The organism is Nitrospira sp., from assembly GCA_016788885.1.
In the GTDB taxonomy this organism is placed as follows: Bacteria; Nitrospirota; Nitrospiria; order Nitrospirales; family Nitrospiraceae; genus Nitrospira_A.
Genome location: JAEURX010000043.1, coordinates 75,347 through 96,613 on the forward strand (window position 1 = coordinate 75,347; position 21,267 = coordinate 96,613).

General features: G+C 60.6%; 21 protein-coding genes. 13 read left to right on the forward strand and 8 right to left on the reverse strand.

Translation table 11 applies throughout. The annotated features are described in order from the left end of the window. The first annotated feature begins 67 nt into the window (after positions 1-67). The 4 genes from JNL86_12090 to JNL86_12105 all read left to right on the forward strand — a co-directional run bounded on the left by JNL86_12090 (position 68) and on the right by JNL86_12105 (position 4,116). Positions 68-775 carry a hypothetical protein gene (locus JNL86_12090; protein MBL8043647.1) on the forward strand — a complete coding sequence of 236 codons (708 nt, stop codon included), beginning with the start codon at positions 68-70 and terminating at the stop codon, positions 773-775. Between the two features lie 296 nt (positions 776-1,071). Further along, entirely contained in the window at positions 1,072-2,706 is a 1,635-nt protein-coding gene (locus JNL86_12095) for a hypothetical protein (GenBank protein MBL8043648.1), read from the forward strand. A 118-nt stretch (positions 2,707-2,824) separates the two neighbouring features. Further along, positions 2,825-3,577, forward strand: a complete 753-nt coding sequence (locus tag JNL86_12100; GenBank protein ID MBL8043649.1) for a methyltransferase domain-containing protein — start codon at positions 2,825-2,827, stop codon at positions 3,575-3,577. An 8-nt stretch (positions 3,578-3,585) separates the two neighbouring features. Next, complete coding sequence (locus JNL86_12105; GenBank protein ID MBL8043650.1) at positions 3,586-4,116, forward strand: hypothetical protein; 531 nt, start codon at positions 3,586-3,588, stop codon at positions 4,114-4,116. 370 nt (positions 4,117-4,486) lie between these two features. Here JNL86_12105 and JNL86_12110 read toward each other — a convergent pair whose 3' ends face one another. Beyond that, positions 4,487-4,960: an LEA type 2 family protein gene (locus JNL86_12110; protein ID MBL8043651.1), complete on the reverse strand. Its 474-nt coding sequence runs from the start codon at positions 4,958-4,960 to the stop codon at positions 4,487-4,489. A gap of 152 nt (positions 4,961-5,112) precedes the next feature. Here JNL86_12110 and msrA point away from each other — a divergent pair, with 152 nt between their 5' ends. The 5 genes from msrA to JNL86_12135 all read left to right on the forward strand — a co-directional run bounded on the left by msrA (position 5,113) and on the right by JNL86_12135 (position 8,557). Continuing rightward, positions 5,113-5,733: a peptide-methionine (S)-S-oxide reductase MsrA gene (gene msrA / locus JNL86_12115; protein ID MBL8043652.1), complete on the forward strand. Its 621-nt coding sequence runs from the start codon at positions 5,113-5,115 to the stop codon at positions 5,731-5,733. Then, positions 5,730-6,152: a CoA-binding protein gene (locus JNL86_12120; GenBank protein MBL8043653.1), complete on the forward strand. Its 423-nt coding sequence runs from the start codon at positions 5,730-5,732 to the stop codon at positions 6,150-6,152. The genes msrA and JNL86_12120 overlap by 4 nt, the downstream gene beginning before the upstream one ends. A 91-nt stretch (positions 6,153-6,243) precedes the next feature. Continuing rightward, positions 6,244-6,630 (forward strand): hypothetical protein, encoded by a 387-nt coding sequence (locus JNL86_12125; protein ID MBL8043654.1) that lies wholly within the window; start codon positions 6,244-6,246, stop codon positions 6,628-6,630. Beyond that, positions 6,620-7,282, forward strand: coding sequence for a lytic transglycosylase domain-containing protein (locus tag JNL86_12130; GenBank protein ID MBL8043655.1), 663 nt, complete (start codon positions 6,620-6,622; stop codon positions 7,280-7,282). The genes JNL86_12125 and JNL86_12130 overlap by 11 nt, the downstream gene beginning before the upstream one ends. A 120-nt stretch (positions 7,283-7,402) precedes the next feature. Then, the gene (locus JNL86_12135) at positions 7,403-8,557 is read left to right on the forward strand and encodes a pyridoxal phosphate-dependent aminotransferase (GenBank protein MBL8043656.1); all 1,155 of its coding nucleotides are present in this window, start codon (positions 7,403-7,405) and stop codon (positions 8,555-8,557) included. Between the two features lie 23 nt (positions 8,558-8,580). Here the strand turns inward: JNL86_12135 and JNL86_12140 are convergent, their stop codons facing one another. Then, positions 8,581-9,987 carry a glycosyltransferase family 2 protein gene (locus JNL86_12140; protein ID MBL8043657.1) on the reverse strand — a complete coding sequence of 469 codons (1,407 nt, stop codon included), beginning with the start codon at positions 9,985-9,987 and terminating at the stop codon, positions 8,581-8,583. 55 nt (positions 9,988-10,042) lie between these two features. Here JNL86_12140 and JNL86_12145 point away from each other — a divergent pair, with 55 nt between their 5' ends. From JNL86_12145 to JNL86_12155, 3 genes are read left to right on the forward strand one after another with little or no spacing between them, the layout of a single operon-like run. After that, positions 10,043-11,611, forward strand: a complete 1,569-nt coding sequence (locus JNL86_12145) for a hypothetical protein (GenBank protein MBL8043658.1) — start codon at positions 10,043-10,045, stop codon at positions 11,609-11,611. A 55-nt stretch (positions 11,612-11,666) separates the two neighbouring features. Next, a complete protein-coding gene (locus JNL86_12150) occupies positions 11,667-14,006 on the forward strand; it encodes a tetratricopeptide repeat protein (protein MBL8043659.1) in 2,340 nt (779 codons plus the stop codon). 4 nt (positions 14,007-14,010) lie between these two features. After that, positions 14,011-15,951, forward strand: coding sequence for a hypothetical protein (locus JNL86_12155; protein MBL8043660.1), 1,941 nt, complete (start codon positions 14,011-14,013; stop codon positions 15,949-15,951). Between the two features lie 56 nt (positions 15,952-16,007). On the opposite strand, the gene JNL86_12160 is transcribed toward JNL86_12155, so the two are convergent. From JNL86_12160 to JNL86_12180, 5 genes are all read right to left on the reverse strand, one after another. Next, positions 16,008-17,120 carry a HEAT repeat domain-containing protein gene (locus JNL86_12160; protein MBL8043661.1) on the reverse strand — a complete coding sequence of 371 codons (1,113 nt, stop codon included), beginning with the start codon at positions 17,118-17,120 and terminating at the stop codon, positions 16,008-16,010. A 22-nt stretch (positions 17,121-17,142) separates the two neighbouring features. Continuing rightward, on the reverse strand, positions 17,143-17,538 hold the full coding sequence (locus JNL86_12165) for a response regulator (GenBank protein MBL8043662.1): 396 nt from the start codon (positions 17,536-17,538) through the stop codon (positions 17,143-17,145). 170 nt (positions 17,539-17,708) lie between these two features. Continuing rightward, positions 17,709-18,044 (reverse strand): Hpt domain-containing protein, encoded by a 336-nt coding sequence (locus tag JNL86_12170; GenBank protein ID MBL8043663.1) that lies wholly within the window; start codon positions 18,042-18,044, stop codon positions 17,709-17,711. Next, positions 18,044-19,408 (reverse strand): response regulator, encoded by a 1,365-nt coding sequence (locus JNL86_12175; GenBank protein MBL8043664.1) that lies wholly within the window; start codon positions 19,406-19,408, stop codon positions 18,044-18,046. The genes JNL86_12170 and JNL86_12175 overlap by 1 nt, the downstream gene beginning before the upstream one ends. Positions 19,409-19,417: 9 nt before the next feature. Beyond that, entirely contained in the window at positions 19,418-19,720 is a 303-nt protein-coding gene (locus JNL86_12180) for a hypothetical protein (protein MBL8043665.1), read from the reverse strand. A 124-nt stretch (positions 19,721-19,844) separates the two neighbouring features. On the opposite strand from JNL86_12180, the gene JNL86_12185 reads away from it, so the two are divergent. Beyond that, positions 19,845-20,330, forward strand: coding sequence for a hypothetical protein (locus JNL86_12185; GenBank protein ID MBL8043666.1), 486 nt, complete (start codon positions 19,845-19,847; stop codon positions 20,328-20,330). Between the two features lie 3 nt (positions 20,331-20,333). Here the strand turns inward: JNL86_12185 and JNL86_12190 are convergent, their stop codons facing one another. Next, on the reverse strand, positions 20,334-21,209 hold the full coding sequence (locus tag JNL86_12190) for an NAD(P)-dependent oxidoreductase (GenBank protein ID MBL8043667.1): 876 nt from the start codon (positions 21,207-21,209) through the stop codon (positions 20,334-20,336). Positions 21,210-21,267 lie beyond the last annotated feature (58 nt).

Here is a 21,267-nt window from a genome sequence, read left to right on the forward strand (position 1 = left end):
ATTGACTCGGCCTATGGGAAAGAGTAATGAATTAAGGGAAGTTGGCCGATAAGAGTTCGATACGCCTATGAAGCGGAAACAACAGCGTTTGGCGGAAAAACCGGTTCATCTCCTGACCTTGGCCCCCGACAAGGGCGAGAAGGGAGCGGTGAATCCGTTTGCGCCCTCGCCCTTACGCGCGGCGATCGGCAAGGTGTTCGTCAAGCTCGAAGACATGACCGAACGGTTCGAGGACTGGTGCCAGTACGGCAATTCTGATGGCCGGACCGAACAGCCGATTGGACAACGGGTGTCGAAATGGCTGGGGGCTCCGGTCGCGCGTCATATCGAGCATGAGGTCCAGGCGGAACATGGGTTGGTGCCCGCCCGCCGGTGGGACGGTGCCGTCGGCGATCTCATTTTCAGGCTGCGTGACCGGGCGGGGTTCGTGCAGCGCGCCCTCACGGCGCAAGCGCGGGAACTTAAGGACTGGGTGATCCACCATACCCAATCCACCCAGGCGGAACTCCACGAGTTGCGTGAACAGGTGTCGACCCAGAAAGTGCAGATGGAAGAACTCTCGTCGCAGCTGCAAGACTTGCGTGCGCTGGTGAGCTCGCAACAGCAGGTCTTGATGTACATGGGCAAGGACATGGAGATGGCGCCACCCGCTGAATTGGAACTGTCGCTGGTTCCGCCGCGTGCGCTGCCGTATCGTGAGCGTGACCTGAAGCCGTCGAGAGAGCGTCGCGACGCTTCTGCCGACGCGTCTCAAATTCCCTACCTCAACGCATAGCCGACGCCTGCACATTTCCCCTGCATTGCACGGTATCGAAGCCGGTGCGCTGGATTCGAGCGATCCGTTACCTCCGCACGGCCGCATCAGATCGCGCTGCTCCTGTGCCGCCCTGAGCAACGGGCCTCGTCAGATCATCTCCTACGTATCAACCACGGTGTCGGTTCCACACGATAACGTGCTGGCAACTTCCTGATAAGGCTGCTACTTTGTGCGTCTCCTCGCGGCCGGCCTCTTGCCGGAGGACCAAGGCGTGGTCCTTCTTCTCGCCGATGACATGATCAGGAGTGCGATCAATGGTGAAGCGACGATATCTGCAGATGCTGCTGTCCGGGCTCCTGGTTGCGGAGTGGGCAGCGACATTCGGGGCGGGACGAGCGAGGGCAGAAGCCACGTTGTTCGACAATCTCGGCACGTTGCATCACGAGATCACCACGACTTCCGAACTGGCACAGAAATATTTCGATCAAGGGCTCAGACTGGTCTATGCATTTAATCATGAGGAGGCCATCACCGCATTCACCGAGGCCTCCCGCCTTGACCCCGACGCGCCCATGCCCTATTGGGGCGTGGCCTTGAGTCTGGGGCCGAACATTAATAGCGCCATGGATGCCAAAGCGGAAACCCGCGCGGCGGACGCCATTCACAAAGCCGCGGCGCGGCTGGTCATGGCCACCCCCCGGGAACGGGCCTACGTGGAGGCATTGGCGACACGCTACTCCAGCAAAAAGTCTTCGTCCAGAAAGGGCAGGGATGAGGCCTATGCCAAGGCCATGCGCCGGCTCGCGTCGGAGTTTCCCGATGATGTCGATGCCGCCGTGCTGTTCGCTGAATCGATGATGGTCCTTCGGCCCTGGGACTATTGGCGCGCCGATGGTCGTCCCCAACCGGGGACGGAAGACATTGTAGCCACGCTGGAAGCGGCGCTGGGGCGGGATCCGAATCATCCGGGTGCCTGCCATTACTACATTCATGCCGTGGAGGCGTCGCCCGATCCCCAGCGAGCGCTGGCCTGCGCCACGCGCCTGCCGTCGTTGATGCCCGGCGCCGGGCATCTCGTGCACATGCCGGCGCACATTTTTATGCGGGTGGGGCGCTATCGTGACGCATCGGAGCGAAATGTCCATGCTGCCACGGTGGACCGCGAGTATTTGCTGCATCACCCCCTTGAGGGCAACTACGCAACGGGATACTATGCGCACAATCTCCATTTCCTGAATGCTTCGCTGGCGATGGAGGGGCGTAGCGTAGAAGCCGCGCAGGTCGCCCGCGACCTCTTGGGAAAGATCTCGGTCGATGAGATTGCGAAAGAGCCGTCGCTCGAATGGTATGCGCCGACGCTCTTGCTCACAATGGCACGGTTCGGCCAGTGGGGGGAGCTGATCCGGCAGCCTCCGCCCCCCAAGGAACTACGGTTCACCACGGGCCTCTGGCACTACGTGCGTGGATTGGCCTTTGCCGCGACCACCCGGTTCGGAAGCGCAGAGGGGGAATTGTTGAATCTCCGGAAGTCGCTGAAAGCCTTGGCCAGGGTGAAGACGACGGAAGGGAAGCTGAGTCGTACGCTGCTCAAGGTTGCGGAGCGCGTGCTGGTTGGGGAAATGGCCGCCCGCCGCGGGGAGTATGAGGCGGGGATTCAGGCTTTGCGCGAGGCGCTTCAGCTGGAGGCTACGCTGCCGTACAGCGAACCGCCGTTTTGGTTTCAGCCGGTTCGTCACAACCTGGGGGCCGTGTTGTTACTAGCAGGGCGTCCGGGCGACGCGGAATCCGTGTACCGGGAGGATTTGCGCTTGAATCCCGAGAACGGCTGGGCCCTGCACGGACTCGTGCACAGTCTCCAGGCGCAGCGGAAGGATGCGGCTCAAGAAGAGGCCCGGCTGCGGACCGCGTGGGCTCAGGCTGATATCGCGTTGACGGGGTCGCGTTTCTGAGGGTCGGCCGTAGGGACATGTGCGGGCGTGCGATGGATCAAACAACGAAAGGGAAACGGTGAATACGGAATACGTGTTTCAGACGAGTGAGGAGCCGCGTGAATTAGTGCGACTGCAAATGCTCGAGCGGATATTTGATGCGGGCACCCAGCGGCGCCTGTTGGCGACCGGCCTCACGAGCGGATGGCATTGCCTGGAGGTGGGGGCGGGGGCTGGCTCGATCGTGCGGTGGCTGGAGCAGCGCGTCGGGCCGTCCGGCAAAGTGGTCGCGCTCGACACCGATCCGCGCTTCCTCCGGGGCAGCGGCAGCTCGACCATCGAAATTCTTCAAGGCGACATTTGCGACACCGATCTTCCCCTTGCCACGTTCGACCTGGTCCATGCTCGCTACGTGATGATTCATATCGCGGAGTATCAACGCGCGTTCGAACGGATGCTGCGTTGCGTGAAGCCGGGAGGATGGGTCGTGCTCGAGGAGCCTGATTTTCAAGCCGCTCGCGCGGTGGCCGGCTCCGAGGAAGGTCGGGCCTCGTTCGGTCGGGTATCCGAGGCGATCGAACGGATGTTCAGCTCGCTCGGAATGGATCATGCGTTGGGGGTGAGGCTGCCAGCATTGTTCCAGCGTCACGATTTGACGCAGCTCACCGTCGAGCATGAAGGGCATTTGTCGGCGGGCGGGGGCATGGTGGCGCAGATGATGAAGTTGTCTGCCGAGCAATTGCGGGAGAAGTATCTCGCGACGGGCATGGTCTCGGATGCCGATATCGAGCAGTATGGCCGGTTGGCCGACGATCCCGACTCCTGGGCCATCTATTATGCGACGGTGGCGGTGACGGGTTGGTGGCAACCGCAATGCGGCGGGCGGATGTAAGGATGGGCATGCGTTATATCGTGGGAGTCATGGGGCCGGCCAAGGCCAGGAAGAAGGATGTGGACAACGCCCGTGTGTTGGGTGAATTGATTGCGCGTCGCGAATGGGTTGTCCTGACCGGTGGACGTGATGTCGGTGTGATGGACGCCGCCTGTCAGGGTGCCAAGAAGGTGCCAGGCAGTTTGACGATCGGCATATTGCCCTCGGCTCGTGAACGTGTCTCCAAGTATGTCGACCTGGCGATCATCACGGAAATGGGCAACGCCCGCAACAACGTCAACGTTATGTCCAGTAACGTGGTGGTGGTCTGCGGGCTGATGGGGGCCGGTACAGTGTCTGAGGTCGCATTGGCGTTGAAGGCAGGCAAGCCGGTCATTCTGGTCGGCGCGACGCCGGTTGAAGAAAAGTTCTTCAAGAAACTGGGCGGGCGACTGATCGCTACAGTGGAAAACCCGGAAGAAGCCATCACCCTCATGATGAAGCAGTTCGAGCAACAACAGCCGGATCTTGTCCAGGGCGCGCGCTCCTGGGGCGTCTAGCCCGGACTCTTCACGCAAACCTGCTGCGTCGTCCGATCCTCTCGCCCGGCGGGGCTGTTCTCCTTCGGCCTCCTCGACGGACTGCAAGTACGCCTGCGTCGGCCTCATTTGCGAGCAGCCCCGGCGGGCTTCGGTCTCGAACGCCTCGCGACGGCTTCCATGAAGAATCCGGCTGGCAAGCGGCTGAAACAGCCTCCCAGCTTCGTTCTCGCATCGCTCCGCGGCTCAATGTACCCACAAGGGTATGCCTCGCTGCCTCGCATTGCTGCGGCCTTGCTGGACGAACTTTTTGAACAGCTTGTGAGCGGTTGCAATCCTCTTGCTCGACTCCGAGGATTTTTTCTGGGAACGAACGACGGGGTTAGTCTGCTCAGGGAGCAGCGGGTGATCCGGACAGCGCGCCCTGTTCCAGCAGCACGCCGGAGTTATCGAAGGGGAGCCGGCCGTTCTTCGTATGTAGCACACCCGTGACATGGTAGGTCAGCGACTGATCGCCGGAAAAAGACAGGAGCTGTCTGACGACCTGCAGGGTGGACGTGCTGGTTTCGACGGACGTCACGGCGTCGCTTAGGCGAGGCACGACGAATTCTTTGTTACCCAACCCCCGGGCGAGCCGATTTCCATTCAGATCGAGACGAAAGTCGATGCCGGTCACGGCGAGTTCGACCTCGTTGGGATTCCGGATGCGAAGATCGACCTGAAGCCGTTGCTCAAAGGCGCTGGCCTCCAGCGGGGTGACATTCGTCACGAGCACCTCCGGTGGCTCTCCGTTCATTAGCCAGGTGGCGCACCCGGGTAGCAGCAACCCCGCCAGGAGGCTGGTCAGCAGCATCAGTCGATTCATCCTGCGCATCATACACAAACATCCAATCGTTTGCGACGTGCGTAGAGATTATGCGTGGGCTTGGCGACCAGATGTGCGTCGCGCAGGCCGGGAGGCTTTGGTAGAATGACCGAGCAGAAGTCGATGCGATCGCTCCGAGGAGGATGTCACCCATGAAATTCGTCGCAGACACAACCATCTGTGCCCGGTTCATCCTGCCGTTGGTGCTGGCAGGGGCTTTCGTCTCCAGTGGTCATGCCGCTGATCAGGCTGGTGTGAACGCCTACTTTGCGGGCGGGTGCTTCTGGTGCATGGAGGAAGTTTTTGAAAAAGTTCCGGGTGTCCTCTCGGCGACCAGCGGCTATATGGGCGGGCGGGTGGAGAACCCGACGTATGAACAGGTGTCTGGGGGAGGAACCGGTCATGCGGAGTCGGTTGAAGTGGTGTACGACCCGACCAAGGTGACGTACCAAGCGCTGCTGGATGCGTTTTGGCACAATGTAGATCCGGTGACGCCGAACGCGCAGTTTTGCGACCATGGCAGTCAGTACCGCGCAGTGATTTTCTACCAAGGCGAAGAACAGAAGCGCCTAGCCGAGGAGTCGAAGCGCGCGATCGAACACTCATCGCGACTGTCCCAACCGATCGTGACGGAACTCACCAAGGCCTCGCAGTTTTATCCGGCGGAAGACTATCACCAGGACTTCTATAAGAAGAATCCGATCCGGTACAAATTCTACAAGTTCAATTGCGGGCGCGCGCAGCGGCTTGAGGAAGTCTGGGGGGCCCCATGACGGACGACACGCTGTCGCAGGCGACGCTCAGGCGCCTCCTCGTGGATTGTCGCAGGATCGCCGTGGTGGGGTTGTCGTCGAATCCGACTCGGCCGTCGTATCGGGTGGCTGCCTATATGCAACAACAGGGGAAGGTCGTGGTGCCCGTGAATCCACGGGAAACGGTCGTGTTGGGTGAACCAGCCTACCCGACGCTCTCTGCGGTGCCCGGTCCGGTCGATGTGGTGAACATTTTTCGACGCTCTGAAGAGGCCGGTCCGGTTGTCGATGAAGCCATCAGGATCAAGGCCAAAGCCGTCTGGCTCCAGGAAGGTGTGATCGATGACGCGGCGGCCGAGCGGGCGCGTCGGGCTGGGTTGGAGGTTGTGATGGATCGTTGTTGGTTGAAGGAGCATTGTCGGTTTCCCTCATTTTCTTGAGCATTCCCCCACTCCATGGAATAGTGACGTGTCGGTGCGCGGGTCGTTCTTGCACCGGCTTCCCTGCCCATCATCCTTGGAGGTCAGAGCCATGATGCCCTTGCTCACGGTGTGCGGTCGTGTGTTGTGTCTGCTTCCCTTTGGGCTCCTCGTCATGGGGTGTACACAGTCGGCCCTACAGGCACCTTCTCCACAGGAACATCTTGGCATGGGGATTGTGACGGGAACGCTGGGTGCGCAAGCCCGTTCCGCCCAGTCGGTTGGTGAACCGGCATCCGGTTCGGTGGTGGGTCAGGTCCAAGCGGTGGAAGGCGGAGCCTATCTGGTGCGCGACGTCCGGGGCCAGGAGTACCGCATTCCTCATGATGAAAATACGAAAATTGATCGCCCGGCCCATGTCGGCGACCGAATTCAGTCCTGGTTCGACCGGCATGGGCGTGCCGTGTTGATCCGCAGTATCGAGGAAGATGGTCGATAGGAGCCGTCCGGCACCTGTCGGTCGATTTCCCATCATGCAACAGCCGGATTGGAATGCATTCTGGAGCCGGGTCGCTCGTGCACTCTTTCCCCTGGCCGTGGCGGTGTGTTTGATCGCGGCCATGCCTCCGGCCAGCAGGCTCGCATTCGATCCCACGATGACGGACTACCTGCGACGACCGGCTCCGGAGTCGATCGCGTCCCTCATTGCCGCCTATGCCGAGCAATATGCCTTGGACCCGGCATTACTGCAGGCGATCATCAAAGTCGAGTCGAATTTTAATTCCGATGCGGTGTCGTCGAAGGGGGCAATCGGACTCATGCAACTGATGCCGCTGACCGCTGCGGCCTTTCATGTCCTGGATCCGTTCGACCCGAAGGACAATATTCGCGCCGGAGCGGCTCTACTAAGGGGACTGCTCGACCGGTTCGGCGGGGATCTGTCGCTGGCGTTGGCGGCCTATCACCTCGGTGAAGCACGCGTCAGGCAAACCGTGGGTATGCCGAGCCTGCCTGCCACGCAGCTCTATGTCGATCGGGTGCTGGGGTATTACGAACGGTTCCGCACGGGAGGCAGACAGTCGGTGTTCCACACCGTGGCCCGCCGCCGCCCGACACGGGATCTGGTGAACCAGCCGCGTTCAGCAGAATGAGTGGCGTCCGGTTGCATTTTCCTTGGGAAACGGAGTAGGAAATTTGCCCGCGAGAGATGGGGCGCGGCAGGATCTGCCGTAGAGATCTGGACAAGGCAGAGGCGAAGATCGAGGACGCTCATGAAGAAAAGTGATCGAACAGCCCGATTGGCTCAGTCGGATATCCGCGCGATGACCCTCGCCTGCGCGAAGGTCAAGGGCATCAATATGTCTCAGGGCGTGTGCGATACGCCTGTGCCGCCGGTGGTGGTGCAGGCCGCTCAGCAGGCGATGGCGCAGGGGCACAACACCTATGCCCGCTTTGACGGCATCGCAGAATTGCGGGAGGCGATCGCCGCAAAATTGGCCGTGTACAACCACATCACCGCCGATCCCGAAACCCAGATTACGGTGAGCGCCGGCGCCACGGGGTCGTTTCAGGCCACCTGCATGGCGCTGCTCAATCCTGGCGACGAAGTGATTCTCTTTGAGCCGTTTTATGCCTATCACGTCCAAGCGATCCAGGCTGTGGAGGCGGTGCCTCGGTATGTGAGCATGAGACCGCCGGAGTGGACGTTGGATCTCGAGAGCCTCGAACGGGCGATCACCCCCAGAACCAAAGCCATCGTCGTGAACAGTCCCGGCAATCCTTCCGGCAAAGTCTGTACGCGGCATGAATTGGAGCAGATCGCCGACATCGCCTGTCGCCACAATCTGATGGTGATCACGGACGAGATTTACGAGTATTTCGTGTTCGATGGGCGGGAACATATCAGCATGGCCTCGTTGCCTGGCATGGCCGAGCGGACCATTACCATCGGGGGCTATTCCAAAACCTTCAGCATCACCGGATGGCGTATCGGGTATAGCGTGGCTGAGCCGTCATGGGCCAAGGCGATCGGCGCAATGAGCGACGTGTTGTATGTCTGCGCGCCGACACCTCTGCAGCATGGCGTGGCTGCGGGAATTCGTGCCCTTGCGCCGTCGTTTTACCGCGAGTTGGCTGTCGAACATCAACAGAAGCGAGATCGTTTTTGCGGCGCCTTGGCGAAGGCCGGGCTTCCACCGGCCGTGCCGCAAGGAGCCTACTACGTGTTGGCGGATGTGTCCCGACTTCCGGGAAAGACCGGTCGTGATCGCGCACTCTATCTGCTCGACAAAACCGGGGTGGCAGGTGTGCCGGGAGAGGCGTTCTTCGAAGGACCGGAAGGCCGCCGCTACATGCGGTTTTGTATGGCGAAGACCGACGGCGATCTGGAGAAAGCCAGCCGGGCGATCGAACAGCTCTCGGTGTAGACGGACGGCAAGGACTCGCGATACTAGCGCGTTTGCCAGGATGCGGTTCTGGTCATGGTGCCCCACGTCGCTTTCTTCCCGCGTACCCAGCGATACAGGCCAATCAATTTCCACAGCGAGTTCAATTGGCGGAACCCGAAGTTTTCCAGGACCGCAGCCAGCAGCAACTTCAAGACATCGCGCTGGGCCGGGTAGACGTGGAACGACATCTCTTCCAGCAGTAAGGCGCTCACCGAGAGCAGCACACCGAGGCCCATGGCCGCGACGAGCAGAATCAGCCAGGCCTGCACGGAAACCACTCCCAGAATAAGACCGAGTATCAGGAAGCAGTAGCCGAACACTTCGATCGCCGGTCCGATCCATTCGAAGACAGCCATGAACGGAAAGGCTAGCCAGCCGATCGCCCCGCCCTTGGGGTGAAACATCAGCTCCAGGTGTTTGGTCAAGCTTTCGCAGAGCCCGCGTTGCCATCGGATGCGTTGATTTTTCAGCGTACGCAGATCTTCCGGGGCTTCGGTCCAGCAGACCGAATCGGGGACGAAGGTGATCCGGTAGGGCCTCCCGCTCAATCGCAGGTGGCGATGCAGTCGGACAACCAGCTCCATATCCTCACCGATGGTGTCTGATTGATACCCGCCCACGGCGACGACCGCTTCTTTGCGGAAGATGCCGAACGCGCCGGAGATGATGAGCATGGCATTCATCGGCGACCAGCCCAGGCGTCCGAACAGAAACGCGCGAAGATATTCGACGATCTGGAACAGCGCCAACAGATTCGTGGGGAGGCCGATCTTCGTGAGAAACCCGTTTTCCACGCGACAGCCATTGGCGATGCGCACCGTGCCGCCGCTTGCGACTGTACGGTGGTCGTCCAGAAATGGCTGCACGGCCCGGCGCAGACTGTCCGGCTGGAGGATCGAATCCGCGTCGATGCAGCAAAACAGAGGATAGAGCGAGAGGTTGATGCCGGCGTTCAGGGAATCGGCCTTGCCGCCGTTCTCCTTGTCGATGACGCGCAGGTTGGCATGCAACGATGAATGGTAGATCGCCCGGATTTTCGCAGTCGGGAGCTGGGTGTTGTAGGCCTCCGGGAACGGAAACAGCTCGAACTCCTGGCGGAGGACGTCGATCGTGGCGTCCTTCGACCCGTCGTTGATCACGACGATTTCATATTCCGAATAACTGAGTTGCAGCAGCGAGCGAATGGAGCCGGCAATCGTGGCGGCTTCATTGTATGCCGGGACCAGAATACTGATCTGCGGCTCGAAGCCCGTATAACTGCGCGGCAGGCTTTCCAGCACACGTTCCTGCAGGTATTGCCGCAAGTGGACGATGGCAATGAGGTCCAGCATCAAGTATGCGGCGGTCAGGCCGAGAAAGTAGAGCAGGAACAGCCATTCGGAAATTGAAATGAGGGTTTCTAGCCACATGGATCAGTGTCTCGTGCGTTCAATCAGAATGGGCAGAGTGCGGTGGCTGCGAGTGATGGCGTCCCTTTGTCTGACGGGGTTCGCAGGAATCGGTCTCGACGTCCCGATCCCCCCCGTACAGGCTGCCGATGTTCCCTTGTCGGGACCCATTCCTTCCACCGTCTACGAAATTGAACTGACCTATATCGGCGAGGGCACGAATCCAACCGTCGCCTTCAGCGGACCTCCGCCGACTGCGGCCCCTCTTCCTTATCGACCGTTTGTGCCCATTCTTGAACTGCAGAACCGTCTCGGGGAGGTCCGGACCTTCGGCCCCTGTCGGGGGCAGATGACCAAGACGGACGGGGGCATCGCGTTGCAGTGGAGTGGTGATGGAGCAATCCGATGCGGACAGCGTCTTGAACTGCATCAGGCGGGAAAGCCCGTGGATTTGCTGTCCTACCGGATATTGCGGTTGCGTGGTCGTACGACCGGACCTGTAGTGGTTGGTATCGAAGATCTGGCCGGCTACAAGCGTGAGGACAACCAAAGTCTCAGAACGGTGACGGGCTCCTTCGATCTGACGCTTCCCCTTCGGGAGATCGGCCGGGTCGTCGATCTGCGGCAGGTCACGGCCCTCGTGGTGTCCACTGATGGGCAAGGCGGACAGATTCAGTTCGACAAGATTGAGGTAACACAGGAAGCGCCGGCCGCAGTGAGCCTCCCAGGGACCGGCTTCTGGGTGTGGAATTACCGACAAGCCATCAGGGATCCGGACGTGGTGGTGGGGACCTGTCGTGCGCAGGGCTGCTCACGGGTGTTGATTCAAGTGCCGTCGCAATCTGATGACGAGGGGCTTTGGCGCGAGTATGTGCACCTCATGGGCAAGGTCCGGAGCGCCGGAATCGAGCCATGGGCGTTGGACGGCGATCCCGAAGCCATACAGGAACCGCAACGATTGGCCGATAAGGTACGAAGGCTGCTGCATCTCGCAACGTCCGGCCTGCTGGCGGGCATCCAGCTCGACCTCGAACCCTATCTCGTACCGGGGTTTCTGCAGGACGAGGCGCAACTTCGCCGGTATCTCAGCACCATCGAGACGGTGAAAGAGGCCATGCAAGGTCGCGCCAGGCTCTCCATGGTGATGCCTTTTTGGCTCGCCACGCCGACGGTCGGGGGACGGCCCCTGGCCTATGCCGTGATGGATCTCGCCGATGAAGTGGCCGTGATGAGCTACCGCACCGATCTCGATGAGGTGCAGGACATCGCCGACGATATCCTGCGGTATGGGTCGGTGAGCGGGATCCCGGTCTGGCTGGCCGTCGAGACGACGGTGTTGCCGGTTGAACAGCATGTGGTGTTGCGCCGGGCCCCAAAACCAGGGCACGCGGATGCCCTCTTAGATCGCGACCACCATCTGTTGCGGTGGCGACCGATGGACGAGCCGAGCAATGCAGGTCTGCATCGGGAGTGGTTCCGGGTGCATCGACGATTCACAGTCAGGCCGGAACAGCTGTCGTTTGCCGGTCGTGCTCGTGTCCAGGTGTCCTCGGCAATTCAGGAGATACTGCGCACCACCTCGCACCCCAGTTTTGCGGGGGTGATGATTCACGATCTCGATGGATTCCGCGCCCTCGCCGAATAACGTCGGGTGTGTCGGGAGAACAGGGTCGTCACGGATGAACGATCCCCGCAAGTGGATGAATCAACGAATGTCTGCAGCCGGTCTGCTGGCGGGGAGCCTGCTCGCGGCGGGCTGGTTTTCCGTGCCGACCACGATGATTGCCGCCATGGCGCCGGATTCCTCTCCGCGTCAGATTCTCCAACAAGCCAAAGCCATGGAAGCGGAACAGCGGTATGAGGAAGCCATTGCGGCCTACCGGCAATACCTCATGGCCAGGCCGGACCATGATGATGTGCGGGCGACGGTGGCGAAACTCCTGTCCTGGCAGGGACAATGGGATGACGCCATCGCCATTTACCGCGATCTTCTGACCCGCCAACCGCTGGATCATGACAACCGTGTGAGTCTGGCTCGAGTCCTGTCCTGGAAGAAGCAATTCGCCGAGGCGCGGGAAGAATTTGAACGGGTGCTTCACGATGAGCCGACGCATGCCGAGGCCCTGGCGGGCCTGGGGGATCTGCTGTTGTGGAACGGGCAACGTGAGCAGGCGCTTCCGTACTACGAACGGGCGGTCGCGGCTTCCGGGGATGAAGCGTTGGAGGCACGGTTGCGGGCCGTGAAAGCCGAGATCGAATCGGCTACTCCGGCTTCCGATCCGCCGTCTACCCGCAGCAGCGAACCGGAACCGACCGATGGAAGTCGGGCGTTGGAGCGAGGCCGCCGCTTGGAAACGATGCGCCAGCCTGAGGACGCGTTGACTGTGTATCGCGAGGGTCTTCGAGCGTCTCCAGGCCATGATGAACTGCGCGCTGCCGTGGCACGGCTGCTGTCCTGGCAAGGGGCTCATGCCGAAGCCGCCGGGTTGTACCGGGAGGTGTTGGCTCGTCATCCGGAGGATCAAGACATTCGCGTGGCGCTGGCGCAAGTGTTGTCGTGGCAGAAACAGTTTGACGAGGCTGGGCGGCTGTACCGGGAGGTTTTACAGGCGGAGCCGACTCAGATCGAGGCTCGTCGTGGACTGGCGGAGGTGGCGCATTGGCGGGGTGACCGATCGGAGGCCCTGGAGCGCTATGAGGCGCTGTTGGCCGAAACACAGGATCCAGAAAGCGAAGAAAGGCTGCGGGCCATTCGGGCGGAAATACAGGCCGCGGTACCCTCTGTTGCCGAGCCGCCTGCCAGCGTTGCCTTGACAGAGGCGCGGCCGTTGCAGCCGCTGAGGAATCTCATGGAACGGGCCACCAGATTCGAGGTGGCCAAGCAGTATCACGAGGCGGAAGGCGTCTACCGCGAGGCGCTGCAGGATTATCCTGACAACGACGAGATCCGTAGCGCGTTGGCGCGCCTGTTGTCCTGGCAAGGGGCTCATGCCGAAGCTGCCGAGTTGTACCGCGAGGTGTTGACGCGGCATCCGGAGGATCAAGACATTCGCGTCGCGCTGGCGCAGGTGTTGTCGTGGCAGAAACAGTTCGAGGAGGCGGGTCGGTTATACCGAGAGGTGTTGCAGGCCGAGCCGACCCAGATCGAGGCTCGCCGTGGACTGGCGGAGGTGGCGCATTGGCGAGGTGATCGCTCGGAGGCCCTGGAGCGCTATGAGGCGCTGTTGGCCGAGACTCACGACCCGGCCATTGAGCAGCGGATTCATGCGGTGCAATCGGAATTGCTGGTCTCGCCACGGGCTTCGGTGGGGCAGGGGCTGACCGGACTGCGGCTTCCCTACCGGGATTACGCCAAGATCGGTTATGGCCACTATTCCTATACCAAGAATCAACCGGACGAGCGTGACCTGTTATTTGAAATAGCCAAGCCCTTCGGGAATCAAACGCTGGTCTTGCGAGTTGAACCGATCAATCGGTTTGGATTCCACGACACGCCGGTCTCGGCCGAGTTTTATAGCCCCTTGTGGCAGCGAGCCTGGGGATATGTCGCGGCACAGGGGACGGTGAATCCGAATTTTTCCCCCAACTACTCCTTTATTGGGGAGGTGGCGCAAGGACTGGGTGGGGTGCATGCCTCGCTTGCGCCCATCGAGCTGTCGTTCGGCTACCGGCGATTAAATTATAAGCAGGACGACATTGATCTGCTGATGCCTGGGCTGACGGTCTTCCTGCCCTTCAATCTCTGGCTGACCGAAAAGGTGTATCTCATTCCCAACACGGGCGCGGTCACTCTGGCCTCTCAGCTCACCTGGCGACCGACGGAACGCCTGCAGTTCTTCGCGTCCGGCTCGTTCGGCACCTCCGGTGAACGGATCGTGGCGGCGCAGGACTTTACCCGTGTAGGGAGCCGTACGATTCAAGGGGGCGTCACGTTTCCGATCAACGAGCGATTCTCCGCCGAAGCGGCCGGATACTATGAGGACCGTGGATTTCTCTATGTCCGTCGGGGCGGCAACTTCAACCTGATCTATCATTGGTGAGTAGATGCTGCATCGCACGAGTGTCCGTATCGGTGGTCTCGCGTTCCTCATGCTGCTCCTGCTGATGGGCGGCTGGGCGCTCTTCTGGTCGCAATCCGACCGGCCCTACGAGGTTCCGGAACAGGACTTTTACCGGTTTCCCGGTCTGTCGGGGCCCAATCATGTCACAGTCGTGCCGCCGAAAGTGCCGACCTCCTGGAACAGGTATGGGCAGGGATCGAGCAGTCGTCTGGCGATTCTGCTGACCGATCCGGACTCCTGTTGGCTCGCGTTGGCCCACGGGCTCAAGTCGATCGGCGTGCCCTTCCGCATCACACGAGACGTGCGGGAAGCCCTGTCTCACCGGACGGTCTTGGTCTACCCGATGATCTCAGGAAAAGTGCTGAATCCTGCGGAGTTGCAGGCGCTGGCGGAATTTCCGAAGACAGGTGGTACGTTGATCGGCGTGCAGGTGCTGGGTGGTGGATTGAATCAGGTGTTCGGGTTTCGTGATGCCGTTGCCTCGCGTCAGCGGTATGACCTGACATTTTCCGGGGGTGCTCCGCTGCTGTCGGAACTGACCGATCCACAAGAACGAACGTTGCGAATCGGTGTTCGGGAAAAAAACCTGGAGGTGATGGGTACGTACGGCTATACCGACGCGGCAACGCCGCTCGCGCGTTTTGACGATGGCACCGCCGCCGTCACACAGGTCGCACATGAGCGTGGCCGGGCCTATGCCATCGGCGTGGATCTCGGGTTTCTGCTGTCGAAAGGCTACAACAATCGCGGAGATGAACTAGTCAAGACCTTCGACAATCAGTTTGATCCGACGCTGGACGTGTGGCTGCGGCTGCTCAAATCCATCTACCGTGCGACGGAAGAGCGGGCGGTGACGCTCGGCACGGTGCCGTTCGGGAAATCGCTCTCCGTCATGTTGACGCACGATGTCGATTTTACCCAGTCCATGAACAATGCGGTGGACTATGCGGAGTACGAGAAGAGTCAGGGGCTGGTCGGCACCTATTTCATTCAAGTGAAATATATTCGCGACTACAACGATGACATCTTCTTCAACGACGAAGGGGTGCGTCACCTGGCGCGTCTTGCCGAGCTCGGGATGGAGGTGGGAAGTCATACGATCGCGCATTCGAAGGTGTTCGACCAGTTTCCCGTGGGGACTGGTCGTGAATCCTATCCCTCCTACGCGCCGTTTGTGAAAAGCCGGAGAACGGCCTTCAACGCCAGCCTGCTGGGCGAACTGCGGGTCAGCAAGTTCCTCATCGATCATTTCTCAGGACAGGACATTGTCTCGTTCAGGCCGGGGGAATTGTCGAATCCATTCGGGCTGCCTCAAGCACTGCATGCAACAGGGTTTCGGTTCAGTTCAACTGCCACGGCGAATAACTCGCTCACCCACCTGCCCTATCAATTGACGTACGACCGCCTGACAGAGAGTGAAGTCGATGTGTTTGAGTTTCCCGTGACGATCGAAGATGAAGAATTTCCGAAGTTGGGTGACCGGCTTCCGCAAGCGCTTGAGCTGGCGCGGAAGCTCAGCCGGTATGGAGGCTCGATGGTGGTGCTCATTCATCCGAATGTCCTCGACCACAAGCTCGCGTTCGAGAAGGGGTTCGTGGAAGGCGTGCGTCCTTCTGCCTGGTTTGGTTCGGTGGGAGGGTTCGGCCGGTGGTGGGCGGCGCGCGATCAAGTTCAATTGGATGTGGTGCGCGAGTCGACGGAACTGCGGGTGACGCTGACGGCGCCAAGTCCCGTCTCCGGGTTGACCCTTGAGGTGCCGAACGGATGGGAACTTGCGCGTTCCGGCTCCTCTGTGCAGGGGGTGGAGCAACAGGGAACGATCGTGACCGTCCCCGAGTTGCAGGGCACCCACACCGTCCGATTGACGCCGCGTGCCATGATTCCCGCAGGCCGTCGCGCGTCACCGGCCGGTCGTCGCACCTAAGCTGCGTTCGAACGGGTGGTCAGTCTCCCAAGCGACATGGCGCGCGCGGCGACTTCCTAGGCCGTGCGCACCTGTGGAGGGATGGCGGAATTCGGCTGGTCCGTCTTCACGTGTGACTGCGCCATGAATGGAAGCAAGTGTTCCTTTGCCTCGACGGTGGTGAGCGCCTCACAGAGTTGCGTCAGGCGCTCGATCGTCATCCAGGGCAGATTCGAAAGAGCTTCTGCAGCCCGATAGCAGACCCACCAATGCTCATCGCTCAAGAGGGCGATGAGTCGCCCTTCATCTTCTTCGACGCCGACCTTCCCCAATGCCGATGCCGCTTGAAGGCGGACGAACCATGTCGGATGGGAGAGGTGCGTCCGGATCGTGGCAACATCACGAGGATCGCTGCATTCGCCAAACAGGAAGAGGCAGGCCGACAGTACATCATCAGGCGGCGTTCCCTTCTTCAGGAGGGCTCTGAGCGGTGGCAGCGCATGCTGGCTCTGGGTCGCCGCAAGATGGCGGATCAGGCGGGCCCCGATTTCCGGGGTGGCCTCACAGGCGGCCTTCGCGATGGCCTCGGCCGCAATGTCCGCTCCGGCCGGTTCGAACATGGCGACCACTTTGAGGGGTGACCAGTCGTTGCGACGGCTGAGAACGGGAACCAGGAGTGGGATCGCCTCTTTCGCATCGATCTGTAAGAGGGCTTTGGCTGCGACCAAGGAGACAAAGGCATTGTCGGCCTGCAGCATCGCGGCGAGATCGTTCCAGATTGATCGTTCCTGAAGGTGGCCGAGCGTCACGATGGCCAACAATCGGCGGCGGAGCAGCCTGGCGTGGAGGAGTTCTTTCGCGAATTGGTCCGTCCCTGTTCGTTTGGCGAGTTCCTTCAGATTCGTGCGCGCCTCTCCGCGGATGGACTCATAGCAATGGTTCCAGAGGTAGAGCAGCACGATGTGGTCGCGCGTCGTGAGCGGTGGCAGCGTCTCCGGCACTTCGACGACACATTGGGCGAGCAAGGGCCGCCAGGTCTCGGTGACGGTGCGCCGCCGACGGTCCTTGGTGAGGCGTATGAACCGAAGCAGGAGAATGCCCAGGAGCAGCAGAAATACGGCGGAATAGATGGTGATCGCGGCGAGGCTGCCGATGCGGAGCGTCAGGTTTGACTGGTCCAGAGCCAGCACACGATGCCTTCCGGTGGGTGGCTCAGGCTGCCTGGCCGACGAACCGTTTCAGTCGACTGGTCAGTTCGCGCGGGTTGAACGGCTTGACCATATAATCGCTGGCGCCGGTCTCCAATGCGCGTTTGATATCGTGCTCGCTGCCGTCGGCCGTCAGCATCACGATCGGCACCTTTCCCCAGCCGTCACGCTTTCTGAGATAGGTGAGCACCTGTAGTCCGCTCAGAAACGGGAGCATCACATCCAGCAATACAATATCCGGTGGCGCGATGGTATCGGCGAGTTCCTGGGCCTGCCGGCCGTCTTTGGCGTGGATGACTTGGTAACTCGCCCGTTCGAGAAGAAACCTCAGGAGGCTCGCCGTGTCTTCCTCATCTTCCACCATAAGTACCCTGAGTTTGGGATGTGCGACGCTTTCCATGCACGCGCTCCTTCGGTGACGAAGCATGAGGGGCCTGAACTGTCAGACGGTTCTGGCCCGGACGAGTTCATTCTCTTGTAGCATGAATTCCTACAACGCACGAACACTTCTTCATTTTTGCCCTCGGCATAGCTTACCTGGATGGGGATGCCGGGAACGGCGCACACCGCTTACTCATAGGTGATCTGAACACGTTCAAGGTATGCCGCCAGCGTCACGAGGTGTTTTCGAATGGAGGCGTCATCGGCGACTTTGGCCGCCGCTTCCACGTGACCTGCGATGGTGGTCATGGCGTGAAAGCCGTAACTGCCGCTGACCCCTTTCATGCCGTGGGCGACTCGCTTGATCGTGTCGAAGTCCTGTTTGTCGACGGCGTCGGTCATCGTCATGATTTCTTTGGTCCGGTTGGCCATGAATTTGGGGATCAGTGGCTCGAATGATGAGTCCACCACCACCGGAAGGGGTCCGGTCCCGAGGTCGGATGCCACAGGTGCCGTCTCGCTCATCAGGCCGCCTCCTTCCCGGAGCTGGATGGTAGGTAGCGCCGCACGGCCTCCAGCAACGTGTGTTTTTTGATGGGTTTGGTCAGGTAGGCGGTGACACCGGCCGCGCGGGCCTTCTCGATGTCCTCTTCAAAGGCACTCGCTGTCAGCGCGATGATCGGGGTCGCCTCACGCCCCTCCGTGGTTTCCCATGCGCGAATCGCGCGGGTCGCAGCATACCCGTCCATGATCGGCATCTGAATATCCATCAGGACCAGGTCGTACCGGCCGGCTTGAAACGTGTTCACCCCCTCTGCGCCGTGTTCTGCCAGATCAAGGCGGCAGGACAGGGCTTTCAGAAACAACGTGATCAGGACTCGATTGTCTTCCATGTCTTCGACAAGCAGCACCCTGAGCGGGTGGGGGTCGGACGTTGAGGAGTGATTCGCGCTTGGCGGCTGAACGGCTTGCGGAGGCGCTGGTGTCCGCAGCGCGCTGTTGACGGCGTTCAGGAGTCTGGTGCGGCTGAGGGGTTTGTATAAGTAGCCAGCAATGGTCACGGTATCGGTATAGCGAGCGGTGGCGTGGCGCACCTCCTCGGTGTGTAAGACCACGGGCATCGCCACGGTGTCTGCGCGCTGCCGTAGGGCCTGCGCCAGGGACATGCCGTGTTGATCGGGTAAGTGGCTGTCGACGATGGCCAGGTCCATGGGTTCATGTCGTGCGTGAGCTGCATCCAGGGTAGCCAGGGCGGATGTGCCGGTGTGCGATTCGATGATGGTGGCACCGAGGTCGGAAAGGTGCGCCTGGATGATCATTCGGCTGACGGGGTTGCCGTCGACGACGAGGATTCGACGGCCCTGCAGATCGACCGATGGCGCCGCCGATGGGGATTCGGTAGTGGGCATTGACACAGGGGGAAGGATGAACGAAAAGGTGCTGCCTTGCCCGAGGATGCTCTCAGCCGTGAGTCGGCTTCCCATCATGTCGATAAGTCGTTGTGACAGACTCAGGCCGAGCCCGGTGCCGCCATACTTGCGGGTTGTGGAGGAGTCTCCTTGCGTGAAATTCTGGAAGATGGCAGCGATCTTGTCGCGCGGGATCCCGATGCCGGTATCCGAGACGGAAACACGCAGGGCACCGGCCATTTCAGGCTCAGGAACCGGCTCCACTCGAATCACCACTTCGCCCTGCTCCGTAAATTTGACCGCATTCCCGACCAGGCTCACGAGGACCTGCCGCAGACGTGTTGGATCGCCAAGGATTGAAATGGGGACCTGCGGATGTACGAAGGCCAGGAGGGTGATGTGTTTGGCGTGGGCCAGGACGGCCATCGATTCCGCAGTCCGATCGATGAGTTCATGAAGGTCGAAGGGGATGGATTCCATCTGTATACGTCAGGCCTCTATTTTGGACAGGTCGAGAATGCCGTTGAGCAAGTCGAGCAGGCTCGACGCGGCGCGACTGAAACGATTCTTGTGGCCCCAGACCACAGCATACCGCCGATCGGCTGGCACCCACCGATTTCCCGCCTTCTCCTTATCGGTCAAGCTCGACCGACCTTGAGGCTTGCCGGTTGGCGTAAGGTGTTGGTCCTGCCGGATGATCTCGAGACAACTGTCGTAGACAGACTCTGTGGCGATCTGTGTGAAGCGGAGACTGTTGCCTTGTTCAGAGGCATTGCCGAGGGTGGTCGACATAGGGAGTGGTTGGTATGAGCAAAATTCTTGATGAGGCTTGAGGCTTCTGCCCATGCATGGTATGTAAAACGATCGTCCCCACACCGAAAAACTGCCTCCAGTTCGAAATACCAGGATGTACACCATGAAGCACCACCCGTTGTCTCTTCTCTCACTTGTCGCGGCCCTGTTGATGGTACACGCGTGCAGTCATGCGCCGCGGCCGCAAGAGGCTGTCTGGGTCGAACCGGCAGCGGGGGAAATCTCCCTGCACCGCGGGGAGAATGCGGTGCTGGCCGGTGAGTGGGAATATGAAGAAGGTGGGATGGTGGTGCCGTTGAAGTTGGATCGATTCGGCAACGGCTCGTATGATTTTAAGGATGGGCGGTTTCGGACCGACGTGCTCACCGATCACCGATGGGCAGGGGCGTGGGCTCAGCGGGAAAACGATCGCGAAGGGGGATTCGAGATTACCCTGTCGCCGGACTATTCAGAGGGTGAAGGTCGCTGGTGGTATACCCGCATCGAAGAGGACCGTGCGCCGACCAAAGCCGGCGGGCGCTTCCACGTGGTGAAAGTGCAGTCGATGGCAGACAATCACCCGGTGCCTGCCGAACAGGCGCCCCATTAGCCGCTACCTGTGCGTGCCTTCCCCAGGGTCTACCTGCTCATAGAGCGCTGAATAATCCATCTCTCCCAAGCCCTGGGCTATCGTGCCGGTGAGCAGCGATCGCACACCCTGAAGCCCTTCGGTCGATAGGCGCGCCTGCTGAGCGGCCGCCAGGAACAGGTCGACATCTTTGAGCAGATGCCGGGTGGAAAAGTTCGGCTGTTCATACTGTCGCTTTGCCAGCCGCGGTAATTTCTTGTCGTACATCGTGGCGTAGAGCGCGCTTTTGCGTAGGACCTCCATAAATGTGTCCTGATCGACTCCGCCTTCGCGAATCAGTCCGAGACTCAGAGCAAAGGCGGCCATTTCTGCAGCGATCAGCTGATTCAGCGCGAGCTTCATCACGGCCGCCTTCCCCACCGGTCCGACTAGGCGCACGTCTGATCCCAAGGTCTGGAGCAACGGCGTCCATTCGGCATAGTCCTCCGGTGTTCCACCGACCATGATCAACAAGGTGCCTGTCTTTGCTTCCGCGATGCTGCCGAGGACCGGCGCTTCCACATAACGGCCGCCCAGGCGAGTGATCTCTGCCTGAATCGAGCGGCTCTCTGCAGGACCGATCGTTCCCATCTGGATCACCATCCGCCCGCTGATCGCGGAACGGTTTTTCGTATCGAGCAGGACGGCACGAATCGCGGCCTCGTCTGCCAGCAGGAGCAGTACCACGTCTGCCTTGGACATGGCCTCGGCCGCAGTTGGAGCGACAGCAACGCCCAGTTGTCGCAGCCGTTGGGTTTTTCCAGCAGAGCGGTTATAGACCGACAGGGAGTGGCCCGCGGCATGCAGCCGCTCTGCGACCGCTTCTCCCAACAATCCTGTCCCGAGCAGAGCGACGTTCATGAAACACCTCCGAGGATGGTAACGCGAACGGGCATGGTACAGAGAAGCGGCGGGGATG